Genomic DNA, 18,224 nt, shown 5'->3' with positions numbered 1-18,224 from the left:
GCAAATCCGTTTGATAATTTCAAACGGATTTTTTATTTCAATAAAAATAATCCATTTCTTACTTTTTAAGAAAACTTTATCTTCGCTCTTTGGCAAAAAAAACTATTTTTGCAGAGTCTGATTTTAAGTAAACCCTCAAATCTATAAATATGTTAAAGAAAATTTTAAAAGTAACCGCCATTGTAATTGTGGTTTTTGTGGCCGCATTATTCGCCATTCCTTACTTCTTTAAGGATCAGATCAAAGCAAAAATTTCGGAAGCAATCAATGAAAGCGTTGATGCGAAAGTAAGTTTTGCTGACGCCGATTTAAGTTTGTTTAAAAACTTTCCAAATGCGACTGTTGGGATTGAAAAATTGGTAATTATCAACAAAGCGCCGTTTGAAGGTGACACATTGGTTTCTTTAGGCCAATTAAACTTAAAAATGAGCATCAAAGAACTTTTCAAAGGAAAAGACGAACCGTTGAGCATTCAAGGAATTACATCTGAAAATGGTTTAATCAACATTATTTTTAATAAAGACGGTGTTGGAAACTTCGACATTGCTTTAAAAGACAAAAAGGAAGAAACCAAAGACGAAAAAAGCAAACCTCTTGCTTTAAAAATACAGAATTATAAAATCGAAAATTTCACTTTTAGATATATCGATCAAGGTTCTAAAATTAAAATGGTTATCGACAGTTTAAACCACGAAGGAACTGGAGATTTCACCAATTCAAAGTTAGATTTGACAACAAAATCTACTGCAAAAGTATCTTTGGATATGGACAAAATCAATTACATGAAAAATGTAAAACTGACTTTGGACGCAATTTTAGGAATCGATCTTGAAAAGAGCAAATATACTTTCAAAGAAAACAAAGCTTTAATCAATCAATTGCCTTTAGAATTTGACGGATTTATTCAAATGACTGAGAAAGCGCAGGTTTATGATTTGAAATTTAAAACCCCGACTTCATCATTTACAAACTTCTTAGGTTTGATTCCTTCAGCATACGCATCAAGTTTGGAAGGTGTTAAAACAACTGGAGATTTTACAGTTAATGGTTTTGCAAAAGGAGAATTGACAGATACTACTGTTCCTAAATTCAATATTGAAATTGCTTCAAGCAACTCTTCATTTCAATATCCAAACTTGCCAAAATCAGTTCAAAATATCGTAATTGACACTAAAATCATAAACGAAACAGGAATTCTAAACGACACCTACGTCAATTTAGACAAACTGTCTTTCAGAATTGATCAAGACGTTTTTAACGCTAAAGCGAATATTAAAAACATTACAGTAAATCCAATTGTTGATGCTTGCTTTGAAAGGAACAATCAACTTGGCAAATCTTTCAAAAGCATATCCAATTAAAATGGATAAACCACTTGCAGGTATTCTGAAAGCTGATGTTACGACTAATTTTGACATGGCTTCTGTTGAAAAAAGTCAATATCAAAACATCAAAAATGCTGGAACTATGAGTTTGTCAGGATTTAAATATACTGACGAAAATGGCAAAGCAATGAACATCAGCACCGCTTTAGTTGAGTTTAATCCAAGCAAAATCAACTTAAAACAATTTAATGCAACTACTGGAAAAAGTGATCTTGCGATCAATGGAGTTTTAGAAAACTTCTACGGTTTCATGTTCAAAAAACAAGAATTGAGAGGAAACTTTAATATGAGTTCAAATCAATTAGCTGTTGATGATTTCATGACCGCTGGCGAGCCTGCAAAAACAGAAACAAAAACTCCAGCAAAACCTGCTGAAGCAATGAAAATTCCAGCATTCTTGAACTGTACCTTAAACGCAAAAGCAACAACGGTTTTATATGACAATTTAAAACTTAAAGATGTTTCTGGAAAATTGATCATCAAAGATGAAAAAGCACTTTTGGAAAACTTCAAAACATCAATTTTTGGAGGAACAATTGGTTTGACAGGAGCAGTTTCAACAAAAGAAAAAGTGCCAACATTTGATATGAATTTAGGTTTCAATCAAGTTGATATTGCACAGACATTTACGCAATTAGACATGATGAAAAAAATTGCGCCAATTGCTGGAATCATTAATGGTAAACTAAACTCAACTATTAAATTAAATGGAAATCTAGATGCTAATGAGTTAACTCCAGATTTAAAATCTATTTCGGGCGATTTAATTGGACAATTGCTTTCTACAACAGTAAATGCTAAAAACTCCACTTTGCTTAATTCGCTTAGCTCAAACATTAAATTTATCGATATGAATAAGGTAAATTTAAATGACATTAAAGCGACTCTGACTTTTGATAACGGAAAAGTAAATGTAAAACCTTTCGATATTAAATATCAAGACATTAAAGTAACAGTTGGCGGAACTCACGGTTTCGATCAAACGATGAATTACAACTTGAAATTTGATGTTCCAGCCAAATATTTAGGAAGCGAAGCAAATGCTTTGATAGCAAAAATGTCTCCTGCTGATGCTTGCAAAACTGGAAAACATTCCGATCAATGCGATGATAACAGGTAATTTTTCGAGCCCAAAAATCAGCACAGATATGAAAACAGCTGTTAGCAGTTTAGCAACTCAAGTTGCCAATCAGCAAAAAGAAAAATTAACGCAAAAAGGTACTGTTGCTTTAACTGATTTGATCAATAAAAACACAAAAGCAAAAGATACAACTCAGGTCGCAAAAACTGAAAAAGAACAAAAAACTCAAGAAGTAACCAAAAAAGCAAGCGACTTGCTAAATGGATTATTTAAGAAGAAAAACTAAATCTGAATTGATTTCATAAAAAATGCTCGCCCTATCCAGAGCAGACATTTTTTGTTTATATCAGATAAATGTTGTTATTTGTTCAAAATCGAATTTATTATTTGGATATAATCAGAAATCGAGTTTGTATTAGTGTCAACTCCAACACTGTTATTTCCGTACGGCTCATATTTTTTAATATTTGCTCCTGAAAATAATCCAACAGTAGCTACTTTTGAAGCACTTGCCAAATGCATGATGCCACTGTCTGCTCCAATAAACACTACGCTATTAGCCATTACAGAACCAATCTCGCGAACATCTTTACTATAAAATGATGGCGCCTGAAAATTTATTTGAGATACATTTTCAACTGGCAAGATTTCAAAAATATTGTAATCTGCTTCATATTCCTTTTTCAAAGCCGCATAAAACTCTTCCCACCATTCTACACGATAGCATTTTTCGCCAGTTGCAAAAGTAAATATGGCAATCGATTTTTTATTTTCATCAACAATTCCATTCAAGATTGCTTTTCCTTTTGCAATTTCATCTTGTGACAATTTTAAATCAATAAGAGCTACTGGCTCTTTTTTATCTTCAATACCTAATTGGCTTAAAGCATATCTAAAATTATAAACTGGATATTTTGCAATATGAGCATAGTCTTCATAAGGCAACTGCACATTTTCTGGCAAGTCACCAAAAAATTTATATTTCATGACTGAGAATTTCACTGCCAATCTTCCTGACGATGAGTTTTGATCGACATTAATTACGGCATCGTAATTTTGTTTTCGAATCAATGTCCAAACTTTCAAATATTTGATTAATTCCTTGAAAGGTTTTTTAGGCAAATGAATTATTTTGTCGATGTTTTCATAATTTTCAAAAACAATTGGAGCTAGCGTTCCTTTGACAAATAAGTCGATTTTACAATTCGGAAATGTTTTAGTCACTTCTTGTACCAAAGGTGAAATTAAAATCAAATTTCCTAATCTTTGATTAGGTCTAGCGATTAATATTTTTTTGATTTCACTTTTAGTAATTGGCTCGCCGTTTTGCATATTTGAGCGACCAATATTTTTGGTTAAATTACGCATTAAACTGCGTCTGAATCCGTTAACTTTTTTTAAGTTACTCATTCATTTTGTTTTTAGAATTAAAAAAGTTCTTGCCTGACTTGGTAATTCAGTGGTATTGAACTGGCCAAATGTAAGTTAAATTTTTCTTAAAATTAAAATCTTTGAATAAGTAAATATTACATAATTGTAAATTAATTTAACAGAATTCACATCATTAATTTTAAAAAGCGCCGAAAATACAAGTATTTTGGCGCTTTTTTATATTTAATAGACCGAGGTCAAAAATAAATAGACGAATGCTAGATAATACTAGACATTTATGGTAACCACATAACCTTCTGAACCACGAATGTTAAAAACTGTTCCGTTTTCAAATAATAAATATTGTCCTTTGATCCCAACTAATTTTCCTTGAAATGAAGGTGTCTTATCTAAATTCAAACTATTGATTTTTGCTGGATAGCTCAACACCGGATAATTTAACTCGTAAACATCATTTTTTTCACTGTAAAAATAATCCTTTACTTCATCTGGAATCAAGCTTTCTACTTTTGATTTTTCAAGAATCAAATCACATGATTCTGTTGTGTTTTGAAGCATTTTCCTCCAATTTGTCTTATCTGTATAATGATCTTTTAGAGCGACCTCAGTAATTCCTGCTAAGTAACGATTTGGAACCTCAACAATTGCAATTGCCTGCGTTGCACCTTGGTCGATCCATCTTGTTGGAACTTGAGATTTTCTGGTCACGCCAACTTTTACTTCAGTTGAAAAAGCCAAATACACAATATGAGGCTGTAACTGGGCTTTTGATTCAAAATCTAAATCACGATCTGCAATTCCTAAATGGGCTTTACTCAATTCTGGACGCATGATCCAATCACCTGAAGCGACACTTGAATAAAAGCATTCATAACAAAAACCTTGTCTATATATTTTTTTCTTTTTGCCGCAATTTAAACATTGAAAACCTACAAAATTTATCTCAATATCCTTATTCAATAATTGATTCATACTTAAGAAACTATCTTCGAAAACCAAATAATATTGAATTGGATTTCCCATTTCTGTCTGCATTTTTGTAAGTACTCCTTGATAAGTCATTGTATTTTAGATTGCTGATTTTAGATTTTAGATTTACTTCTTTTGAGTTCAGAATTTAATTTTTAATTCAATTTAATTAGAATCTTTACTCAACATAGAATGGTTTTTTTTACAAAAAAATACTATTTTTGATAATATGACAAAGTTAGTGTTTGTCTATTGATATTCAAATTTTAAATTTCTTGATTTTGCGTGAGACGTCAAATCTAAAATCTAAAATCAGCAATCTAAAATCTAAAATTCACTCATGCCTGTATCTATCATCAATTCTTTCGCATCTTGGGTCCTTAAACAAAGGATACACCAAATTGAACTTTTTCTAAAATATCCGAATGAAGTTCAGGAAGAACTGTTGCATAATTTATTGACAGCTTCAGAAAATACAGTTGTAGGAAAAAATATGATTTTGTTTCCATAACTTCTTATCAAACTTTTGCAGAAAGAGTCCCGATTTCAACTTATGAAGAATTACAACCGTTGATTGAGCGCACGCGTCAAGGCGAGCAAGGCGTTTTTTGGGAAACTCCAATTAAATGGTTTGCAAAATCGAGCGGTACTACAAATGCCAAAAGCAAATTTATTCCGGTAAGCAACGAAGCGCTTGAAGATTGTCATTATAAAGGAAGCAAAGACTTACTTTGCCTTTATTTGAATAATAATGAAGATTCTGAATTGTTTTTAGGAAAAAGTCTTCGCTTGGGCGGAAGTTCTCAGATATACGAAAACAACAATACTTTCTTTGGAGATTTATCCGCGATTTTGATTGAGAATATGCCAATTTGGGCTGAATTTAGCAGTACACCAAGCGACAAAACTTCGTTGATGAGCGAGTGGGAAAGCAAAATTGCGGCAATCATCAATGAAACCAAAAACGAAAATGTAACCAGTTTTGCCGGAGTACCTTCCTGGATGCTGGTTTTAATGAATAAAGTTTTAGAAAATACAGGCAATCAAAACTTGCTGGAACTTTGGCCAAATCTTGAAGTTTATTTTCATGGAGGCGTAAGTTTTTCTCCTTATAGAGAGCAATACAAAAAAATCCTGCCAAGTTCTGATTTTAAATATTACGAAATTTACAATGCATCTGAAGGCTTTTTTGCCATTCAGGATTTGAATTATTCAAGTGATTTATTGCTGATGTTGGATTACGGAATTTTCTATGAATTTATTCCGATGGACACTTTTGGAACTCCAAATCAAAAAGTCGTTCGTTTGGCCGATGTTGAATTGAATAAAAACTACGCCATTGTTATTACGACTAATTCTGGTTTATGGCGTTATTTAATTGGTGATACGATTCGTTTTACTTCATTAAATCCTTACCGAATAAGAGTTACAGGAAGAACCAAACATCATATTAATGTTTTTGGCGAAGAATTGATGGTCGAAAATACGGATCAAGCTATCGCTAAAGCGTGCCAAGTCACTCAAACCGAAGTTATCGATTATACGGTTGCTCCTATTTTTATGCATGACAAAGAAAAAGGCGCACACGAGTGGATGATTGAATTCAAGAAAAACCCAGCTGATGTAGGTCTTTTCCAAAAAGTTCTAGACGAAACTTTACAGACTTTAAATTCAGACTATGAAGCGAAACGCTACAACAATATGACTTTAAACCCTTTGGTGATTAATGTTGCCAGAGAGAATCTTTTTTATGATTGGTTGAAGGAAAGAGATAAACTTGGCGGCCAACACAAAATTCCAAGACTTTCCAATCAGAGAGATTATTTGGAGCAATTGAAGGAGATGTAATTTTTTTACCACGAATTGCACAAATTAACACGAATTAAATATTTTTTTCTTATTTCTCAAAATGAATGATCCAGACAAAATATCGAATGAAAACAAAAATTGGTTTATTGCTGAAATAATTGAAAAATGCGAACCGATTACAAGAAATGAAGAGCAAGAATTACGAAGAGTAAAAACTTGGGGGAATTTTCATTTGATAAAAGCTGAAAATTCAAAAATAGCATATGAAAAGGCCGTTAATATAGGAAAATCAGGTGAATACAAATTTGTAAATTCGGATAATGTAGAAATGGAATGGATTTTTATTGGTATCGCAGATTTAATTCCGATTTATGATGAAAATATTGAAGATGGATGCGAAATAATGTTTGAAGATTATGGCTTTATTAGCAACAAAAGAGCAATGAAATTTGCTATAACCAAACATGTACTTTTAGAAAAAATAAAAAGATCAAGAGGAATATAATGTATTTTCTTGTTTTTTTGAATTGCCACTGGCTTTAGCTAGTGGTTCAAATAATATCTGCTGTTGGCTTTAGCCAAAATAAACATTCCTAATTAATTTGGCTAAAGCCGAAAATCTATTTCAATCAAATTTCCTCCAGCTAAAGCTTGAGGCAATTCAATTAAAATTGCTTCTAAATTTATTGTTTCTTTAAAAAACGTTAATTCCACTAAACCGTATGAGGGATAGCAGTGGAAATCCTTTTTGTTTTTTCTTTAAAAACAAAAAGATTGAAACGGATAGCCCGACCCGGAGGGGCATGCCATTATTAAGATGCTGAGTTGCTGAGTTTCTAAGTTGCTGAGATTTTCTCAATATTGTCATTTCGAGGAACGAGAAATCTCCACAAGTAGCTCCGGCATGCTGAATCAGCTTTGTAGAGTTTCTTGTGGAGATTTCTCGTTCCTCGAAATGACAAAAAATGGGCTGAATTTTCTTTGTCAGGCTTTGCATTTACATCATATCAATATATCGATCGTGATATCCTAAAAGATATAAAACACCATCCAAACCTAAACTTGAAATTGAGGTTGAAGCGCTTTCTTTAACTTTTGGTTTGGCGTGGAAAGCGATTCCGAGGCCGGCTAAATTTAGCATTGGCAAATCGTTTGCTCCGTCGCCCACTGCAATGGTTTGATTAATGTGGATTCCTTCTTTTTCGGCAATTGCTTTTAAGTGTTCGGCTTTTTTCTGACCGTCTACGATATCGCCGATATATTTACCTGTCAATTTTCCGTCTTTTATTTCTAATTGGTTGGCGTGCACATAATCTATTCCCAACTCTTTTTGAAGATATTCTCCAAAATAAGTGAAACCTCCAGAAAGAATTGCAGTTTTGTAACCGTAATATTTTAAGGCTTTCATCAAACGATGCGCCCCTTGCGTAATTGGTAAATTTATGGCAACATTTTGCAAAACCTCTTCGCTCAAACCTTCAAGCAAAGCCATACGCTTTTTGAAACTTTCGTTGAAATCAATTTCGCCATTCATTGCTGATTCTGTAATCGCTCGCACTTGATCTCCTACTCCATTCAATTCTGCCAATTCGTCGATAACTTCAGTTTGAATCAAAGTAGAATCCATATCGAAGCATACTAAACGGCGATTTCTTCTGTAAATATTATCCTCTTGGAAAGAAATATCAACATTTAATGTTCGTGAAACTTCCATAAAACTTGCCGTCATGTCAATTTTATTTACAATTTCGCCAGTTACAGATAATTGAATGCAAGAGCGTGGATATTGTTCTTTTTCAACAATAGAAGTTCGCCCTGTCAATCGTATAATAGAATCAATATTCAGGTTTTGATCTGACATAATTTTAGTTACGGCCGCCAATTGAGAAGCGACTAATTTTTCGCCTAAAATATTGATAATGTATCGTTGTTTTGATTGTGATTTTACCCACGTTTCATAATCTTCGATAGAAATTGGAATAAATTTCACTTTAATTTCCAATTCGTAAGCTTTAAACAGCAAATCTTTCAAAACCGGTGCAGAAGAAGAACCTGCGGCAATTTCGAATAAAATTCCTAAAGAAAGTGTATCGTGAATATCGGCTTGGCCAATATCTAAAATATTAGCATCATAAGCCGCCAATACAGCTGTCAAACCTGCTGTAACTCCTATTTTATCGTGTCCTGAAACTTTTAATAAAATAATTTCTTTATCCTCTATTGCCATTTTTTCTTTATTGATTTTGAAGCGACAAAAATCGGCAATCTCTCGTTGATAAAAAAGAATAATCCTTGTTTTTTTGAAAAGAAAAAGCGCATATTAATGCGCTTTTTTGAGGAATTTAACAATAATGCATTACGATTGAAATAACGTAACAAAGTGACTTTTTTCTGCCACGAATTCACGAATTTTTTCTAAACACTATATTAGAATATAATTCGTGAATTCGTGGCTAAAAACTATTTTTGATTTTCGTCAAAATTCACCATCCAGTTGATTCCGAATTTATCTTTGAACATTCCGAAATAAGCGCCCCAGAAAGTTTTGTTCATCGGCATTTCAACTTTTCCGCCAGCTGAAAGTCCGTTGAAAATTCGGTCTGCTTCTTCTGTGCTTTCTGTGTTGATTGAAATTGAAAAATTCTCTCCAAAAGGCAGATCTCCAAATCTTGTCGAGCTGTCGCTTCCCATTAAAACAGTGTCGCCAATTGGCAGTGAAACGTGCATAATTCTTTCAGCATCTGCCTCAGAAACTTCATCACAGCCTTCTTCTTTCGGCATGTCTTTAAATTTTCCGATATAAGGAAATTCTCCTCCAAAAACGGATTTATAAAATAGGAATGCTTCTTCGCAATTTCCATTAAATAACAAATAAGGGTTTACTGTTGCCATGATATTTTTGTTTAATTGTTGATTGTTAATTATAAATTGTAATTCTCTTTATTTCTCTGCTAACTCTTTTACTTTCTCTAAACCTTTAGGAAAAGCTTCTTTAAAATAATCGATATACTTTTCGACAACGTCAACGTGTGCTGTCAAATCAGTAAATCCATCTTCTGATGTTAAACGATACGTTTCCATTGCACCACTCCACTTTTTTGTTTCTTCATCGAGTGGCAGTTCTTTGAAATCTTTAATCTCTCCTATATGCTTAAAAGCCATATATTCATTTGGGATTTTCTTCTCAATAAGACTATTCATTCCTTCTCCATTTGGTGACATGAAATGAATTTTGTCTCCTTCATTCCAATCACTTACAGCATATGAACCTTCGCAAAAAGCACCTGTCCATTCCTTATAAGTGTCATCATTCCATAAAACCTCCCAAACTTTCGTCGCGGGAGCTTTAATTCTACTCTTAAATTCTAATGTTTCCATAATTACGATAATTTACTAAAATCCATATACAAAACATTCCATCTATGGCCATCTAAATCTGCAAATCCGCAACCGTACATCCAGCCTTGACTTTCTGCTGGTGTCTGCAAAAACAGTTCCGCCGGCTTCGGTCACTTTTTTAGCTAATTCGTCAACCTCTTCTCTGCTTTCGGCATCAATAGAAATCAAAACTTCAGAACTTAGCTTTGTATCTGTAAGTGCATTTTGAGAGAAACTAGAAAAAAGCATTTCCTCAAAAAGCATTACTACAAAATGTCCTTCACCAACCACCATGCAAGTTGAACTTGGCGTGTCGTGCTGTTCATTAAACGAAAAACCTATTTTCCAGAAAAAATCTTTCGCTTTTGCTACATTCTTTACAGGAAGATTCAACCATATTTGTTTTGTCATTTTTTTAGATTTTTTGTGTTAAACAATTTATTTTAAACATTAGTTATGTAAGTCAATTTAAGTTTAATCTGCAATATAATCTTTGAACCTCTGCACCTTTGAGTCTTTGCACCTTTGAGCCTAAAAATTAATTATTCTCTACGTAATTTTTAAAATTATCCAAAATCGCCTGCCAGCCTGCGCGTTGCATTTCTTCAGGATTTACTGTTTCGGGATCAAAACGTTCAATGATTTCTACACCATCTGCTGTTTCAGTATACGTAATTTCAACTTTCCTGCCATCGCCTAAAACATACGAAAGCGCTTCTTCAGGTTTTACTAACGTAAATTCGCCTCCAAAATCAAAACTCATACTGCCATCTTTAGTCGCCATAGTCGATTTGAATTTTCCGCCTTCTCTCAAATCAGCTTCTGCATATGGCGTGTGCCAGTCTGGCGAAGCAAAACTCCATTTTGTAATATGTTCTGGTGTGTTCCAATATTCCCAAACTTTTGCTATCGGTGCGTTTACTGTATTTTTAATTGTTATCATTATTTCTAAATTTAGTTTTGAAAATCTTTTAACTGTTTTCTGTATATTTTTTAAAGTTATTCAGCACATCCTGACACCAATTTTCCTGCATACTTTCGGGATCAGTTTTATTTGGTTCAAACTTTTCAGTAATTTTCACCTTATCGCCAAAATCCTCAAAATAAATACTTCCAATTCTGTCATCTGAAAGTTGGTATTCTATTAAACGGAATTTTTCAATTTTAGTGTATATTCCTTCAAAATCAAAACTGCCAGTGTTGTCTCTTGATGTCATTTCGTACTTAAACTTCCCCTCTACCTTCAAATCATTATCAGCATAAGCCGTGTACCAATTGTCAAAAGCCGCATTCCAGTTCTGAATGTGTTTTGGTGTAATCCAAAAATCCCAAGCTTTTTCTATTGGTACCTTAACTGTAACTTCTACCGAAATCATTTTAATTACCTGGAATCTGACTTTCATCCATAAAGAAAAGCTCCCAATGATGGCCATCTAAATCCAGAAAAGCTCTTTGGTACATCCAGCCATAATCTTTCGCTTCTATGTAATCAGTTCCGCCAGCGCCGACCGCTTTTTTTACTAATTCGTCAACCTGCTCTCGGCTTTCTACCGAAATAGAAATTAAAACTTCGCTAGCTGTTGCCGCGTCACAAATTTGCTTATGAGTAAATGTTTTGTAAAACGCTTCAACCAAAAGCATCACATTTATATCTTCACCAATTATCATGCATGTTGCTTTATCATCAGTAAATTTTGGATTAAATGAAAAACCCATTTTAGTAAAAAAAGCAATTGAACGATTTAAATCTTTTACCGGAAGATTTAAGAATATCTTTGTTTTCATCTTTATAAAATTACAAATTAATCAAAGCAAATGTAAAATTTTAAGATTAGTTTAAAACGACAATAAAAGTCAACTTTAGGGTCATTTAAGACAATTTGATTACTTTTGTAAGAATTACAATCTTCCAAAAAAGAAAAAGTCATGAGCAAGAAAACAGGTTTGATAGTACCGCACGACTATAAATTATTGAGTATAGCGACGATTTTAGAAGTTTTTGAAACGGCCAATAAACTAAGCAAAGATGCTGAAAAACCTTTTGATATTATGCTATTTCAATCGGTTGAACAAATTACGCAGGAAAAATTATTTGGATATGATGTTCATGCCATCGAGGCTTCAAACATTGATTTGGAACTGATTCTGATTCCTGCTTTCACTACTGATGATATGAGTGGCATGATCGCAAAAAACCGAAATTTTATTCCGTGGTTGAAAAAACAGCATCAATCTGGAGCTGAGTTGGCTAGTTTTTGTACTGGCGCCTTTTTGTTTGTCTGCATCTGGATTATTAAACGAAAAATTGGCTACTACTCACGTTGACGCCTGCAGTGCTTTTACAAAAGCTTTTCCGCTAGTAAAATTAAAACCCGAAGAAACTTTGACTGCCGATGGAAGTTTGTATACAAGCGGTGGTTCGACTTCGTCATTCCATTTGCTTATACTTTTAGTCCAAAAATACTGTGGCAACGAAATTGCGGTTCAAATTGCCAAAATATTTTCGATCGATTTGAATCGATACAAACAAAGTTATTTTAGCACATTCAGACCAAATCATTTGCACAATGACGCTTTGGTAGCGCAATTACAGCAAAAAATTGAAAGCCAGTATCACACCATTGAAAAACTGGAAGAAATCACAAAAGACATTCCAACAAGTGCGCGCAACATGACGCGCCGATTCAAGCAAGTAACTGGAATTCCGCCAATTGAATATCTGCAAAATATTAGAGTCGAAAGCTCCAAAAAATATTTGGAACAAACGCAGACTTTCAATTTCAGAAATTATCGAAAAAACAGGATACAACGATCCAAAAGCATTCAGAAAAGTATTTTATAAAATGGTTGGAATGAAACCTATTGAATATCGTGAGAAGTTTAGGGTTCAGTAATTTTTAGGAGCAGAAATATCAGTTTCGACAGAAGTCTTGTCCTGCTCTACACTATATCTTTTGTGGTGAACCCCACCACAAAAGGATGCCGTTTCGATCAGGGCTAAATGAGAAGTTTTTGTTTTCAAAAGGCCTAAAAATAAAAAAACCTGCTCAAAAAAATGAACAGGTTTATAATTGCACTTTGTCAAAGTTATTTGAATACTTTAAGAAGCAATTTCCATTCGTTTCAATAAATTTTTACTCAAAGTATGTTCTGCATATTCTTTGTCAATTGTCAAAGTCGTATCATCAGAACTTGGCAGTTCATACATTGCATCTGTCAAAATTGCTTCACATAGCGAACGCAATCCACGAGCTCCTAATTTGTATTCCAAAGCTTTATCAACAATAAAATCCAAAGCTTCATCTGTAATGGTGAATTCAACATCATCCATTAAGAATAATTTTTGGTATTGTTTTACCAAAGCATTTTTAGGCTGTGTCAAAATAGCACGCAATGTTTCTCTATCTAAAGGATCCATGTGTGTTAAAACCGGAAGACGACCAATAATCTCAGGAATCAATCCAAAATCTTTAATGTCCTTCGGAATAATATATTGCAACAAATTGTCTTTGTCGATGTTATCTGCATTCTTAGAAGTTGAATAACCAACTGCTTGACGATTCAAACGTTTTGAAATAATACGCTCAACTCCATCAAAAGCTCCACCTGCAATAAACAAGATATTTTGCGTATTCACTTCAACAAATTTTTGGTCTGGATGTTTACGCCCTCCTTTTGGTGGTACGTTTACGATCGTTCCTTCTAATAATTTAAGCAACGCTTGTTGAACACCTTCTCCAGAAACATCACGAGTTATTGACGGATTGTCGCTTTTACGAGCAATTTTATCAATTTCATCAATAAATACGATTCCTCTTTCTGCTTTGGTTACATCATAATCTGCGACTTGCAAAAGACGAGTCAAAATACTTTCAACATCTTCTCCAACATAACCAGCTTCTGTCAATACAGTTGCATCAACAATTGCCAAAGGAACGTCTAACATTTTTGCAATTGTTTTTGCAACTAATGTTTTTCCTGTTCCGGTTTGTCCTACCATTATAATGTTACTTTTTTCAATCTCAACTTCATCGTCTAATTGCTGTTGCATTAAACGCTTGTAGTGATTGTAAACCGCAACCGACATTACTTTTTTAGTCTGATCCTGACCAATAACATATTGATCCAAGAAAGCTCTAATTTCTTTTGGTTTCTTTAAAATTAAGTCCCCAACCAGTTTAGCATTTCCGCTGGATTTTAACTCTTCTAATACGATTCCGTGCGCTTGCTCAATACACTTATCACAGATATGTGCATTAATCCCGGCAATTAATAAATTAGTTTCTGGCTTTTTTCTTCCACAAAACGAACATTCTAAAACTACTTTTGCCATTCTTTATTTAAGTTACTAAGTCGCAAAGATACTAAGTTTCTAAGCTTTTTATTTTAATTAAAACTTAAAAACTTAATTCTTTGCGACTTAATATTTATTTTTGTTTGAAGTTTAATTTTGTTTCAAGTTTCAAGTTGACCTTAGGACCTTAGTTCCTTTGCAACTTTGAACCTTTTAAAAATTTATCCTCTTCTTAATACTTCGTCGATCATTCCGTACTCTTTTGCTTCGTCTGCTTTCATCCAGTAATCACGCTCACTGTCTTTGTGCACTTTGTCAAAAGTTTGTCCAGAATGGTGTGAAATGATGTTGTATAATTCATCTTTTAATTTCAACATCTCACGTAAGTTGATTTCCATATCTGTAGCAACACCTTGCGCTCCTCCAGATGGCTGGTGAATCATTACTCTTGAGTGAGGCAATGCAGAACGTTTTCCTTCTGCTCCTGCACATAATAAAACCGCTCCCATAGAAGCCGCCATTCCTGTGCAAATTGTAGCAACATCTGGCTTGATGTATTGCATAGTATCATAAATTCCTAAACCTGCATAAACACTTCCTCCTGGAGAGTTTAAGTAAATCTGAATATCTTTTGAAGCATCAGCACTTTCTAAGAATAATAATTGTGCTTGAACGATATTTGCGATTTGATCGTCGATACCAGTTCCTAAAAAGATAATTCTGTCCATCATTAATCTAGAAAAAACATCTAATTGAGAAACGTTCAACTGACGCTCTTCGATAATGTATGGAGTCATATTAGTTGGATTCATCGTCGCAACGATTTTATCGTAATACATTGCGTTTACTCCTTGGTGCTTTGTAGCAAATTTTTTGAATTCTTTACCGTAGTTCATATTTTTAGTTTATAAGGTGAAAAGTCTAAAGTCAACAAGTGACTCAAACGAATTAAACAAAGTTCATACCTTTTTATAAAGGATGCCAATTTGTCTTCTTTTTAAAGATGCTAAGATTCTAAGGTGCTAAGATTCTAAGTTTTTTTTAAACTAGGAAACGTTTGCCAACTTGAAACCTGAAACAAAAAAAGAACGTCAATAGAAGAAAAACTTCCATTGACGTTCAAATATAATTATTTTTATCTTTCAGTTTCTGTAATAAAATCTTAATTTTTAAAAAGTATACTTCTTAACTTTCGACTTTAGAACTTTCGACTTTCAGACTAAAATTTATTCTCCGTAAGACGCGACGATAAATTCTTCGTAAGTAACCTCTTTAGTTGTTGGGTTAGCTTTTTCTTTGAAAATATCTAACATTTTAGTCGCTACAACTTGCTCAGAAAGTCTTTTCACTTCGTCTTGGTTAGATAAAACTCTAGCCACGATTCCTTGAACTTCTTCGTCAGTTGGGTTTGTTTGACCAAATTGAGCCATTTGCTGTCTGATAGCGTTTGATGTAAACTCTTTCAAATCCTCAAATGTAATTTGGATATTGCTTTGAGCTAAAGCTTTTCCTTCGATTAATTGGAAACGCAAACCTTTTTCAGATCTTGCGTATTCAACTTCTGCTTCTTCAGCAGTTAATTTTTTCTCTCCAACAGTTTGCAACCATTTTTTCAAGAATTCAGCTGGCAAATCGAATTTTGTGTTCTCGATCAAGAAATCTTGAACGTCTAATAATAATTTTTGGTCAGCTTGTTGAGCGAATTGAGACTCAGCATCTTCTTTAATTTTAGCTTTTAAATCTTCTAAAGAAGCAACTTTTCCTTCACCAAAAAGTTTGTCAAATAATTCTTGGTTTAATTCCGCAGGCTCAGAACCGTTGATTGCTTCAATAGTAAAGTTAACTTCAACATCTAAACCGTGAACACCTTCGTGACCAACTTTTAAGTAATCCATTAATTGGTGATCGTCTTCGAATAAACCTTTTGTGCTTACTGTAACAACATCTCCAACTTTTTTACCTGTGAATTGTTTTTGAGCTTTTTTGCTGAATGCATCTACAGCAATTGTAGTTGTATTATTAATCCCGTTTGCTTCGCTTGAGAAAGTTCCAGTCAAGTCAGATTTTGCATCAGATACTTCTTGAGGAACTGCTTTTCCAAATTGTTTTTGGATACGCTCTACTTGTCCGTCGATTAATTTATCGTCAGCAGTAACAATATATTTTACGATATTATTTTTAGCTTCTAAATCAATTTCGAAGTTTGGCACTAAACCAATTTCGAACTCAAAAGTTAATTCTTCTGCATTCCAATCAAGGTTTTCATTTACTTTTGGAAGCGGAGTTCCTAAAAGATTTAATCTTTCAGATTGAATATAACGCTCTAAAGCCAAATCAACTACTTTTTTGATCTCTTCTTGCTTAATAGCTTTTCCGTACTGTTTTTCAACAAGATCTTTAGGCACAGCCCCTTTTCTAAATCCTTTTACTTGCGCCAAAGGCATTTTTTCGTTAATTCTTTTTGCTACTTGACCTTTATAATCCATATGAACAACGTTCATAACAATCGTCTCGTTTACAGCGTCTATTGCTACTCTTTTAATATCCATCTTCTTCTTTAATTTACATAATAAAATTGGGTTGCAAAATTATAAAATTTTTGCAACCCAACCAAGTTTTTAATCTATTGTATTTGAAGCAGTTTTAATCTGCTCAATTTGTTTTATTTATCGTCTCCCAGTATTTTATAAGTGATCGATTGCAGAACAGACAAAATAACACTAAAAATTAATGCCGTCCAGAATGAATCGACTGCGAAACCACCAACAATTTTAGTACATAACAGAATCATTACTGCATTTATGACCAACAAAAACAAACCAAGTGTCACCACTGTTACCGGCAAAGTCAAAATCACCAAAATTGGTTTTATAAAAATATTCAACAAGCCTAAAACTACTGCAACAATTACAGCGGTTCCAAAACTAGTGACAACAACCCCCGTCAAAAGGTTAGATAATAATAAAACCAAAGCCGCAGTAACAAGAAGTCTAAGTAATAATTTCATAGTTTTTCAGGTTTAAAATTCATTTAAAAGTAATAAAATTTTTATCAAAAATAACTACTCCTTTAAAAACGTAGTAGTCATTTCGAAAAACATTTTAGGGTTTTCGGCATGAAGCCAATGTCCTGCATTTGGAATTGTTTCTAGTTTTAAATTCGGAAAATGCTCTTTTATTGCATCAATATCTTCATCCTGAATATAGCCAGAATTCCCTCCTCTTATAAATAATGTTGGATTATTGAAAACCAAACCTTCTGCCAAAGGTTTTCCAATAGCATCCAAATTATTATTAAAAACCTCTAGATTAAATCTAAAAGCCAATTGTCCCGGCTCTTTCCAATATAAATTTTTAAGCAAAAATTGGCGCGTTCCAAAATCTGGCACATATTGCGCAACGATTGCTTCAACGTCATTTCGGCTTGGCTTAACAGAAAAATCCACTGCATTCAAACCTGCCAAAATATCTTGATGATGTTGTTTATAAAATCTCGGACCAATATCGGCTACGATTAATTTATCGACAATTTCAGGATGTGTTGTAGCAAAAAGCATTGCTACTTTTCCTCCCATTGAATGTCCAAGCATGTCAATTCTTGTCAAATTATTTGCTTGGCAATATTCAAATACATCTTGAACCATTGCTTCATAACTCCATTCATCTGAATGAAAACTGCGCCCGTGGTTTCTTAAATCTAAAATATGAACCTGAAAACCGGCTTCTACATATTGTCCAGCAAGTGTTTTCCAATTATCAGACATTCCAAGAAAACCGTGCATGATGATGAATGGTTTTCCTTCACCTTCTATTTTTGAGTATAACATTTATATATTTTTTTCTTTGAGAGGCTTTGCGAAAATCTTTGTGCAACTCTGTGTAATATTCCACAAAGACTCACAAAGAAATCGCGAAGA

18 protein-coding genes and 2 pseudogenes are annotated in these 18,224 nt (G+C 33.5%); 5 read left to right on the top strand and 15 right to left on the bottom strand.

The window, feature by feature from the left end:
- The first annotated feature begins 149 nt into the window (after positions 1 to 149).
- A pseudogene (locus ACQ9BO_RS06560) lies at positions 150 to 2,752 on the top strand (AsmA-like C-terminal region-containing protein).
- Between the two features lie 74 nt (positions 2,753 to 2,826).
- Here ACQ9BO_RS06560 and ACQ9BO_RS06555 read toward each other — a convergent pair.
- Positions 2,827 to 3,876, bottom strand: coding sequence for a glycosyltransferase family 9 protein (locus tag ACQ9BO_RS06555; RefSeq protein ID WP_431244070.1), 1,050 nt, complete (start codon positions 3,874 to 3,876; stop codon positions 2,827 to 2,829).
- 249 nt (positions 3,877 to 4,125) lie between these two features.
- Entirely contained in the window at positions 4,126 to 4,920 is a 795-nt protein-coding gene (locus tag ACQ9BO_RS06550) for a DUF2797 domain-containing protein (RefSeq protein WP_431244069.1), read from the bottom strand.
- A 247-nt stretch (positions 4,921 to 5,167) separates the two neighbouring features.
- Here ACQ9BO_RS06550 and ACQ9BO_RS06545 point away from each other — a divergent pair.
- Positions 5,168 to 6,675 (top strand): annotated as a pseudogene (locus ACQ9BO_RS06545) (GH3 auxin-responsive promoter family protein).
- Positions 6,676 to 6,736: 61 nt separating this feature from the next.
- Positions 6,737 to 7,141 (top strand): DUF4288 domain-containing protein, encoded by a 405-nt coding sequence (locus ACQ9BO_RS06540; RefSeq protein WP_431244068.1) that lies wholly within the window; start codon positions 6,737 to 6,739, stop codon positions 7,139 to 7,141.
- A 492-nt stretch (positions 7,142 to 7,633) separates the two neighbouring features.
- Here the strand turns inward: ACQ9BO_RS06540 and serB are convergent, their stop codons facing one another.
- The 7 genes from serB to ACQ9BO_RS06505 all read right to left on the bottom strand — a co-directional run bounded on the left by serB (position 7,634) and on the right by ACQ9BO_RS06505 (position 11,799).
- Positions 7,634 to 8,863, bottom strand: coding sequence for a phosphoserine phosphatase SerB (serB, locus tag ACQ9BO_RS06535; RefSeq protein ID WP_431244067.1), 1,230 nt, complete (start codon positions 8,861 to 8,863; stop codon positions 7,634 to 7,636).
- Positions 8,864 to 9,096: 233 nt separating this feature from the next.
- On the bottom strand, positions 9,097 to 9,528 hold the full coding sequence (locus ACQ9BO_RS06530) for a VOC family protein (protein WP_431244066.1): 432 nt from the start codon (positions 9,526 to 9,528) through the stop codon (positions 9,097 to 9,099).
- A gap of 48 nt (positions 9,529 to 9,576) precedes the next feature.
- Entirely contained in the window at positions 9,577 to 10,014 is a 438-nt protein-coding gene (locus ACQ9BO_RS06525) for an SRPBCC domain-containing protein (protein WP_431244065.1), read from the bottom strand.
- Between the two features lie 42 nt (positions 10,015 to 10,056).
- A complete protein-coding gene (locus ACQ9BO_RS06520; protein WP_431244064.1) occupies positions 10,057 to 10,425 on the bottom strand; it encodes a VOC family protein in 369 nt (122 codons plus the stop codon).
- A gap of 127 nt (positions 10,426 to 10,552) precedes the next feature.
- A complete protein-coding gene (locus tag ACQ9BO_RS06515) occupies positions 10,553 to 10,957 on the bottom strand; it encodes an SRPBCC family protein (protein WP_431244063.1) in 405 nt (134 codons plus the stop codon).
- A gap of 28 nt (positions 10,958 to 10,985) precedes the next feature.
- Complete coding sequence (locus ACQ9BO_RS06510; protein WP_431244062.1) at positions 10,986 to 11,390, bottom strand: SRPBCC domain-containing protein; 405 nt, start codon at positions 11,388 to 11,390, stop codon at positions 10,986 to 10,988.
- A 1-nt stretch (position 11,391) separates the two neighbouring features.
- Complete coding sequence (locus tag ACQ9BO_RS06505) at positions 11,392 to 11,799, bottom strand: VOC family protein (protein ID WP_431244061.1); 408 nt, start codon at positions 11,797 to 11,799, stop codon at positions 11,392 to 11,394.
- Positions 11,800 to 11,940: 141 nt separating this feature from the next.
- On the opposite strand from ACQ9BO_RS06505, the gene ACQ9BO_RS06500 reads away from it, so the two are divergent.
- Entirely contained in the window at positions 11,941 to 12,339 is a 399-nt protein-coding gene (locus tag ACQ9BO_RS06500; protein ID WP_431244060.1) for a hypothetical protein, read from the top strand.
- On the opposite strand, the gene ACQ9BO_RS06495 is transcribed toward ACQ9BO_RS06500, so the two are convergent.
- A complete protein-coding gene (locus tag ACQ9BO_RS06495) occupies positions 12,331 to 12,486 on the bottom strand; it encodes a hypothetical protein (protein WP_431244059.1) in 156 nt (51 codons plus the stop codon). The genes ACQ9BO_RS06500 and ACQ9BO_RS06495 overlap by 9 nt on opposite strands.
- 239 nt (positions 12,487 to 12,725) lie before the next feature.
- On the opposite strand from ACQ9BO_RS06495, the gene ACQ9BO_RS06490 reads away from it, so the two are divergent.
- Positions 12,726 to 12,908, top strand: a complete 183-nt coding sequence (locus ACQ9BO_RS06490) for a helix-turn-helix domain-containing protein (RefSeq protein ID WP_431244058.1) — start codon at positions 12,726 to 12,728, stop codon at positions 12,906 to 12,908.
- A 206-nt stretch (positions 12,909 to 13,114) separates the two neighbouring features.
- Here ACQ9BO_RS06490 and clpX read toward each other — a convergent pair whose 3' ends face one another.
- From clpX to ACQ9BO_RS06465, 5 genes are all read right to left on the bottom strand, one after another.
- Complete coding sequence (gene clpX / locus ACQ9BO_RS06485; protein ID WP_431244057.1) at positions 13,115 to 14,347, bottom strand: ATP-dependent Clp protease ATP-binding subunit ClpX; 1,233 nt, start codon at positions 14,345 to 14,347, stop codon at positions 13,115 to 13,117.
- Positions 14,348 to 14,529: 182 nt separating this feature from the next.
- Positions 14,530 to 15,204 carry an ATP-dependent Clp endopeptidase proteolytic subunit ClpP gene (gene clpP, locus ACQ9BO_RS06480; protein ID WP_431244056.1) on the bottom strand — a complete coding sequence of 225 codons (675 nt, stop codon included), beginning with the start codon at positions 15,202 to 15,204 and terminating at the stop codon, positions 14,530 to 14,532.
- Positions 15,205 to 15,534: 330 nt separating this feature from the next.
- A complete protein-coding gene (locus ACQ9BO_RS06475; RefSeq protein ID WP_431244055.1) occupies positions 15,535 to 16,857 on the bottom strand; it encodes a trigger factor in 1,323 nt (440 codons plus the stop codon).
- 113 nt (positions 16,858 to 16,970) lie between these two features.
- Positions 16,971 to 17,315, bottom strand: a complete 345-nt coding sequence (locus tag ACQ9BO_RS06470; protein ID WP_132989319.1) for a phage holin family protein — start codon at positions 17,313 to 17,315, stop codon at positions 16,971 to 16,973.
- Between the two features lie 54 nt (positions 17,316 to 17,369).
- Positions 17,370 to 18,134 (bottom strand): alpha/beta fold hydrolase, encoded by a 765-nt coding sequence (locus tag ACQ9BO_RS06465; protein ID WP_431244054.1) that lies wholly within the window; start codon positions 18,132 to 18,134, stop codon positions 17,370 to 17,372.
- Positions 18,135 to 18,224: the final 90 nt, after the last annotated feature.

The sequence above is a fragment of the Flavobacterium sp. P21 genome (assembly GCF_050632225.1).
Lineage (GTDB): Bacteria > Bacteroidota > Bacteroidia > Flavobacteriales > Flavobacteriaceae > Flavobacterium.
The sequence above is the reverse complement of the archived record's forward strand: the minus strand, read 5'-3'. Positions and strand labels throughout refer to the sequence as shown.

Bases quoted from the DNA above. Each gene is read 5' to 3' on its own strand.
- clpX (WP_431244057.1), bottom strand. From the start codon at position 14,347: ATGGCAAAAGTAGTTTTAGAATGTTCGTTTTGTGGAAGAAAAAAGCCA.
- ACQ9BO_RS06525 (WP_431244065.1), bottom strand. From the start codon at position 10,014: ATGGAAACATTAGAATTTAAGAGTAGAATTAAAGCTCCCGCGACGAAA.
- ACQ9BO_RS06505 (WP_431244061.1), bottom strand. From the start codon at position 11,799: ATGAAAACAAAGATATTCTTAAATCTTCCGGTAAAAGATTTAAATCGT.
- ACQ9BO_RS06500 (WP_431244060.1), top strand. From the start codon at position 11,941: ATGAGCAAGAAAACAGGTTTGATAGTACCGCACGACTATAAATTATTG.
- ACQ9BO_RS06465 (WP_431244054.1), bottom strand. From the start codon at position 18,134: ATGTTATACTCAAAAATAGAAGGTGAAGGAAAACCATTCATCATCATG.
- ACQ9BO_RS06510 (WP_431244062.1), bottom strand. From the start codon at position 11,390: ATGATTTCGGTAGAAGTTACAGTTAAGGTACCAATAGAAAAAGCTTGG.
- ACQ9BO_RS06530 (WP_431244066.1), bottom strand. From the start codon at position 9,528: ATGGCAACAGTAAACCCTTATTTGTTATTTAATGGAAATTGCGAAGAA.
- clpP (WP_431244056.1), bottom strand. From the start codon at position 15,204: ATGAACTACGGTAAAGAATTCAAAAAATTTGCTACAAAGCACCAAGGA.
- ACQ9BO_RS06470 (WP_132989319.1), bottom strand. From the start codon at position 17,315: ATGAAATTATTACTTAGACTTCTTGTTACTGCGGCTTTGGTTTTATTA.
- ACQ9BO_RS06475 (WP_431244055.1), bottom strand. From the start codon at position 16,857: ATGGATATTAAAAGAGTAGCAATAGACGCTGTAAACGAGACGATTGTT.
- ACQ9BO_RS06520 (WP_431244064.1), bottom strand. From the start codon at position 10,425: ATGACAAAACAAATATGGTTGAATCTTCCTGTAAAGAATGTAGCAAAA.
- ACQ9BO_RS06515 (WP_431244063.1), bottom strand. From the start codon at position 10,957: ATGATAACAATTAAAAATACAGTAAACGCACCGATAGCAAAAGTTTGG.
- ACQ9BO_RS06540 (WP_431244068.1), top strand. From the start codon at position 6,737: ATGAATGATCCAGACAAAATATCGAATGAAAACAAAAATTGGTTTATT.
- ACQ9BO_RS06555 (WP_431244070.1), bottom strand. From the start codon at position 3,876: ATGAGTAACTTAAAAAAAGTTAACGGATTCAGACGCAGTTTAATGCGT.
- serB (WP_431244067.1), bottom strand. From the start codon at position 8,863: ATGGCAATAGAGGATAAAGAAATTATTTTATTAAAAGTTTCAGGACAC.
- ACQ9BO_RS06550 (WP_431244069.1), bottom strand. From the start codon at position 4,920: ATGACTTATCAAGGAGTACTTACAAAAATGCAGACAGAAATGGGAAAT.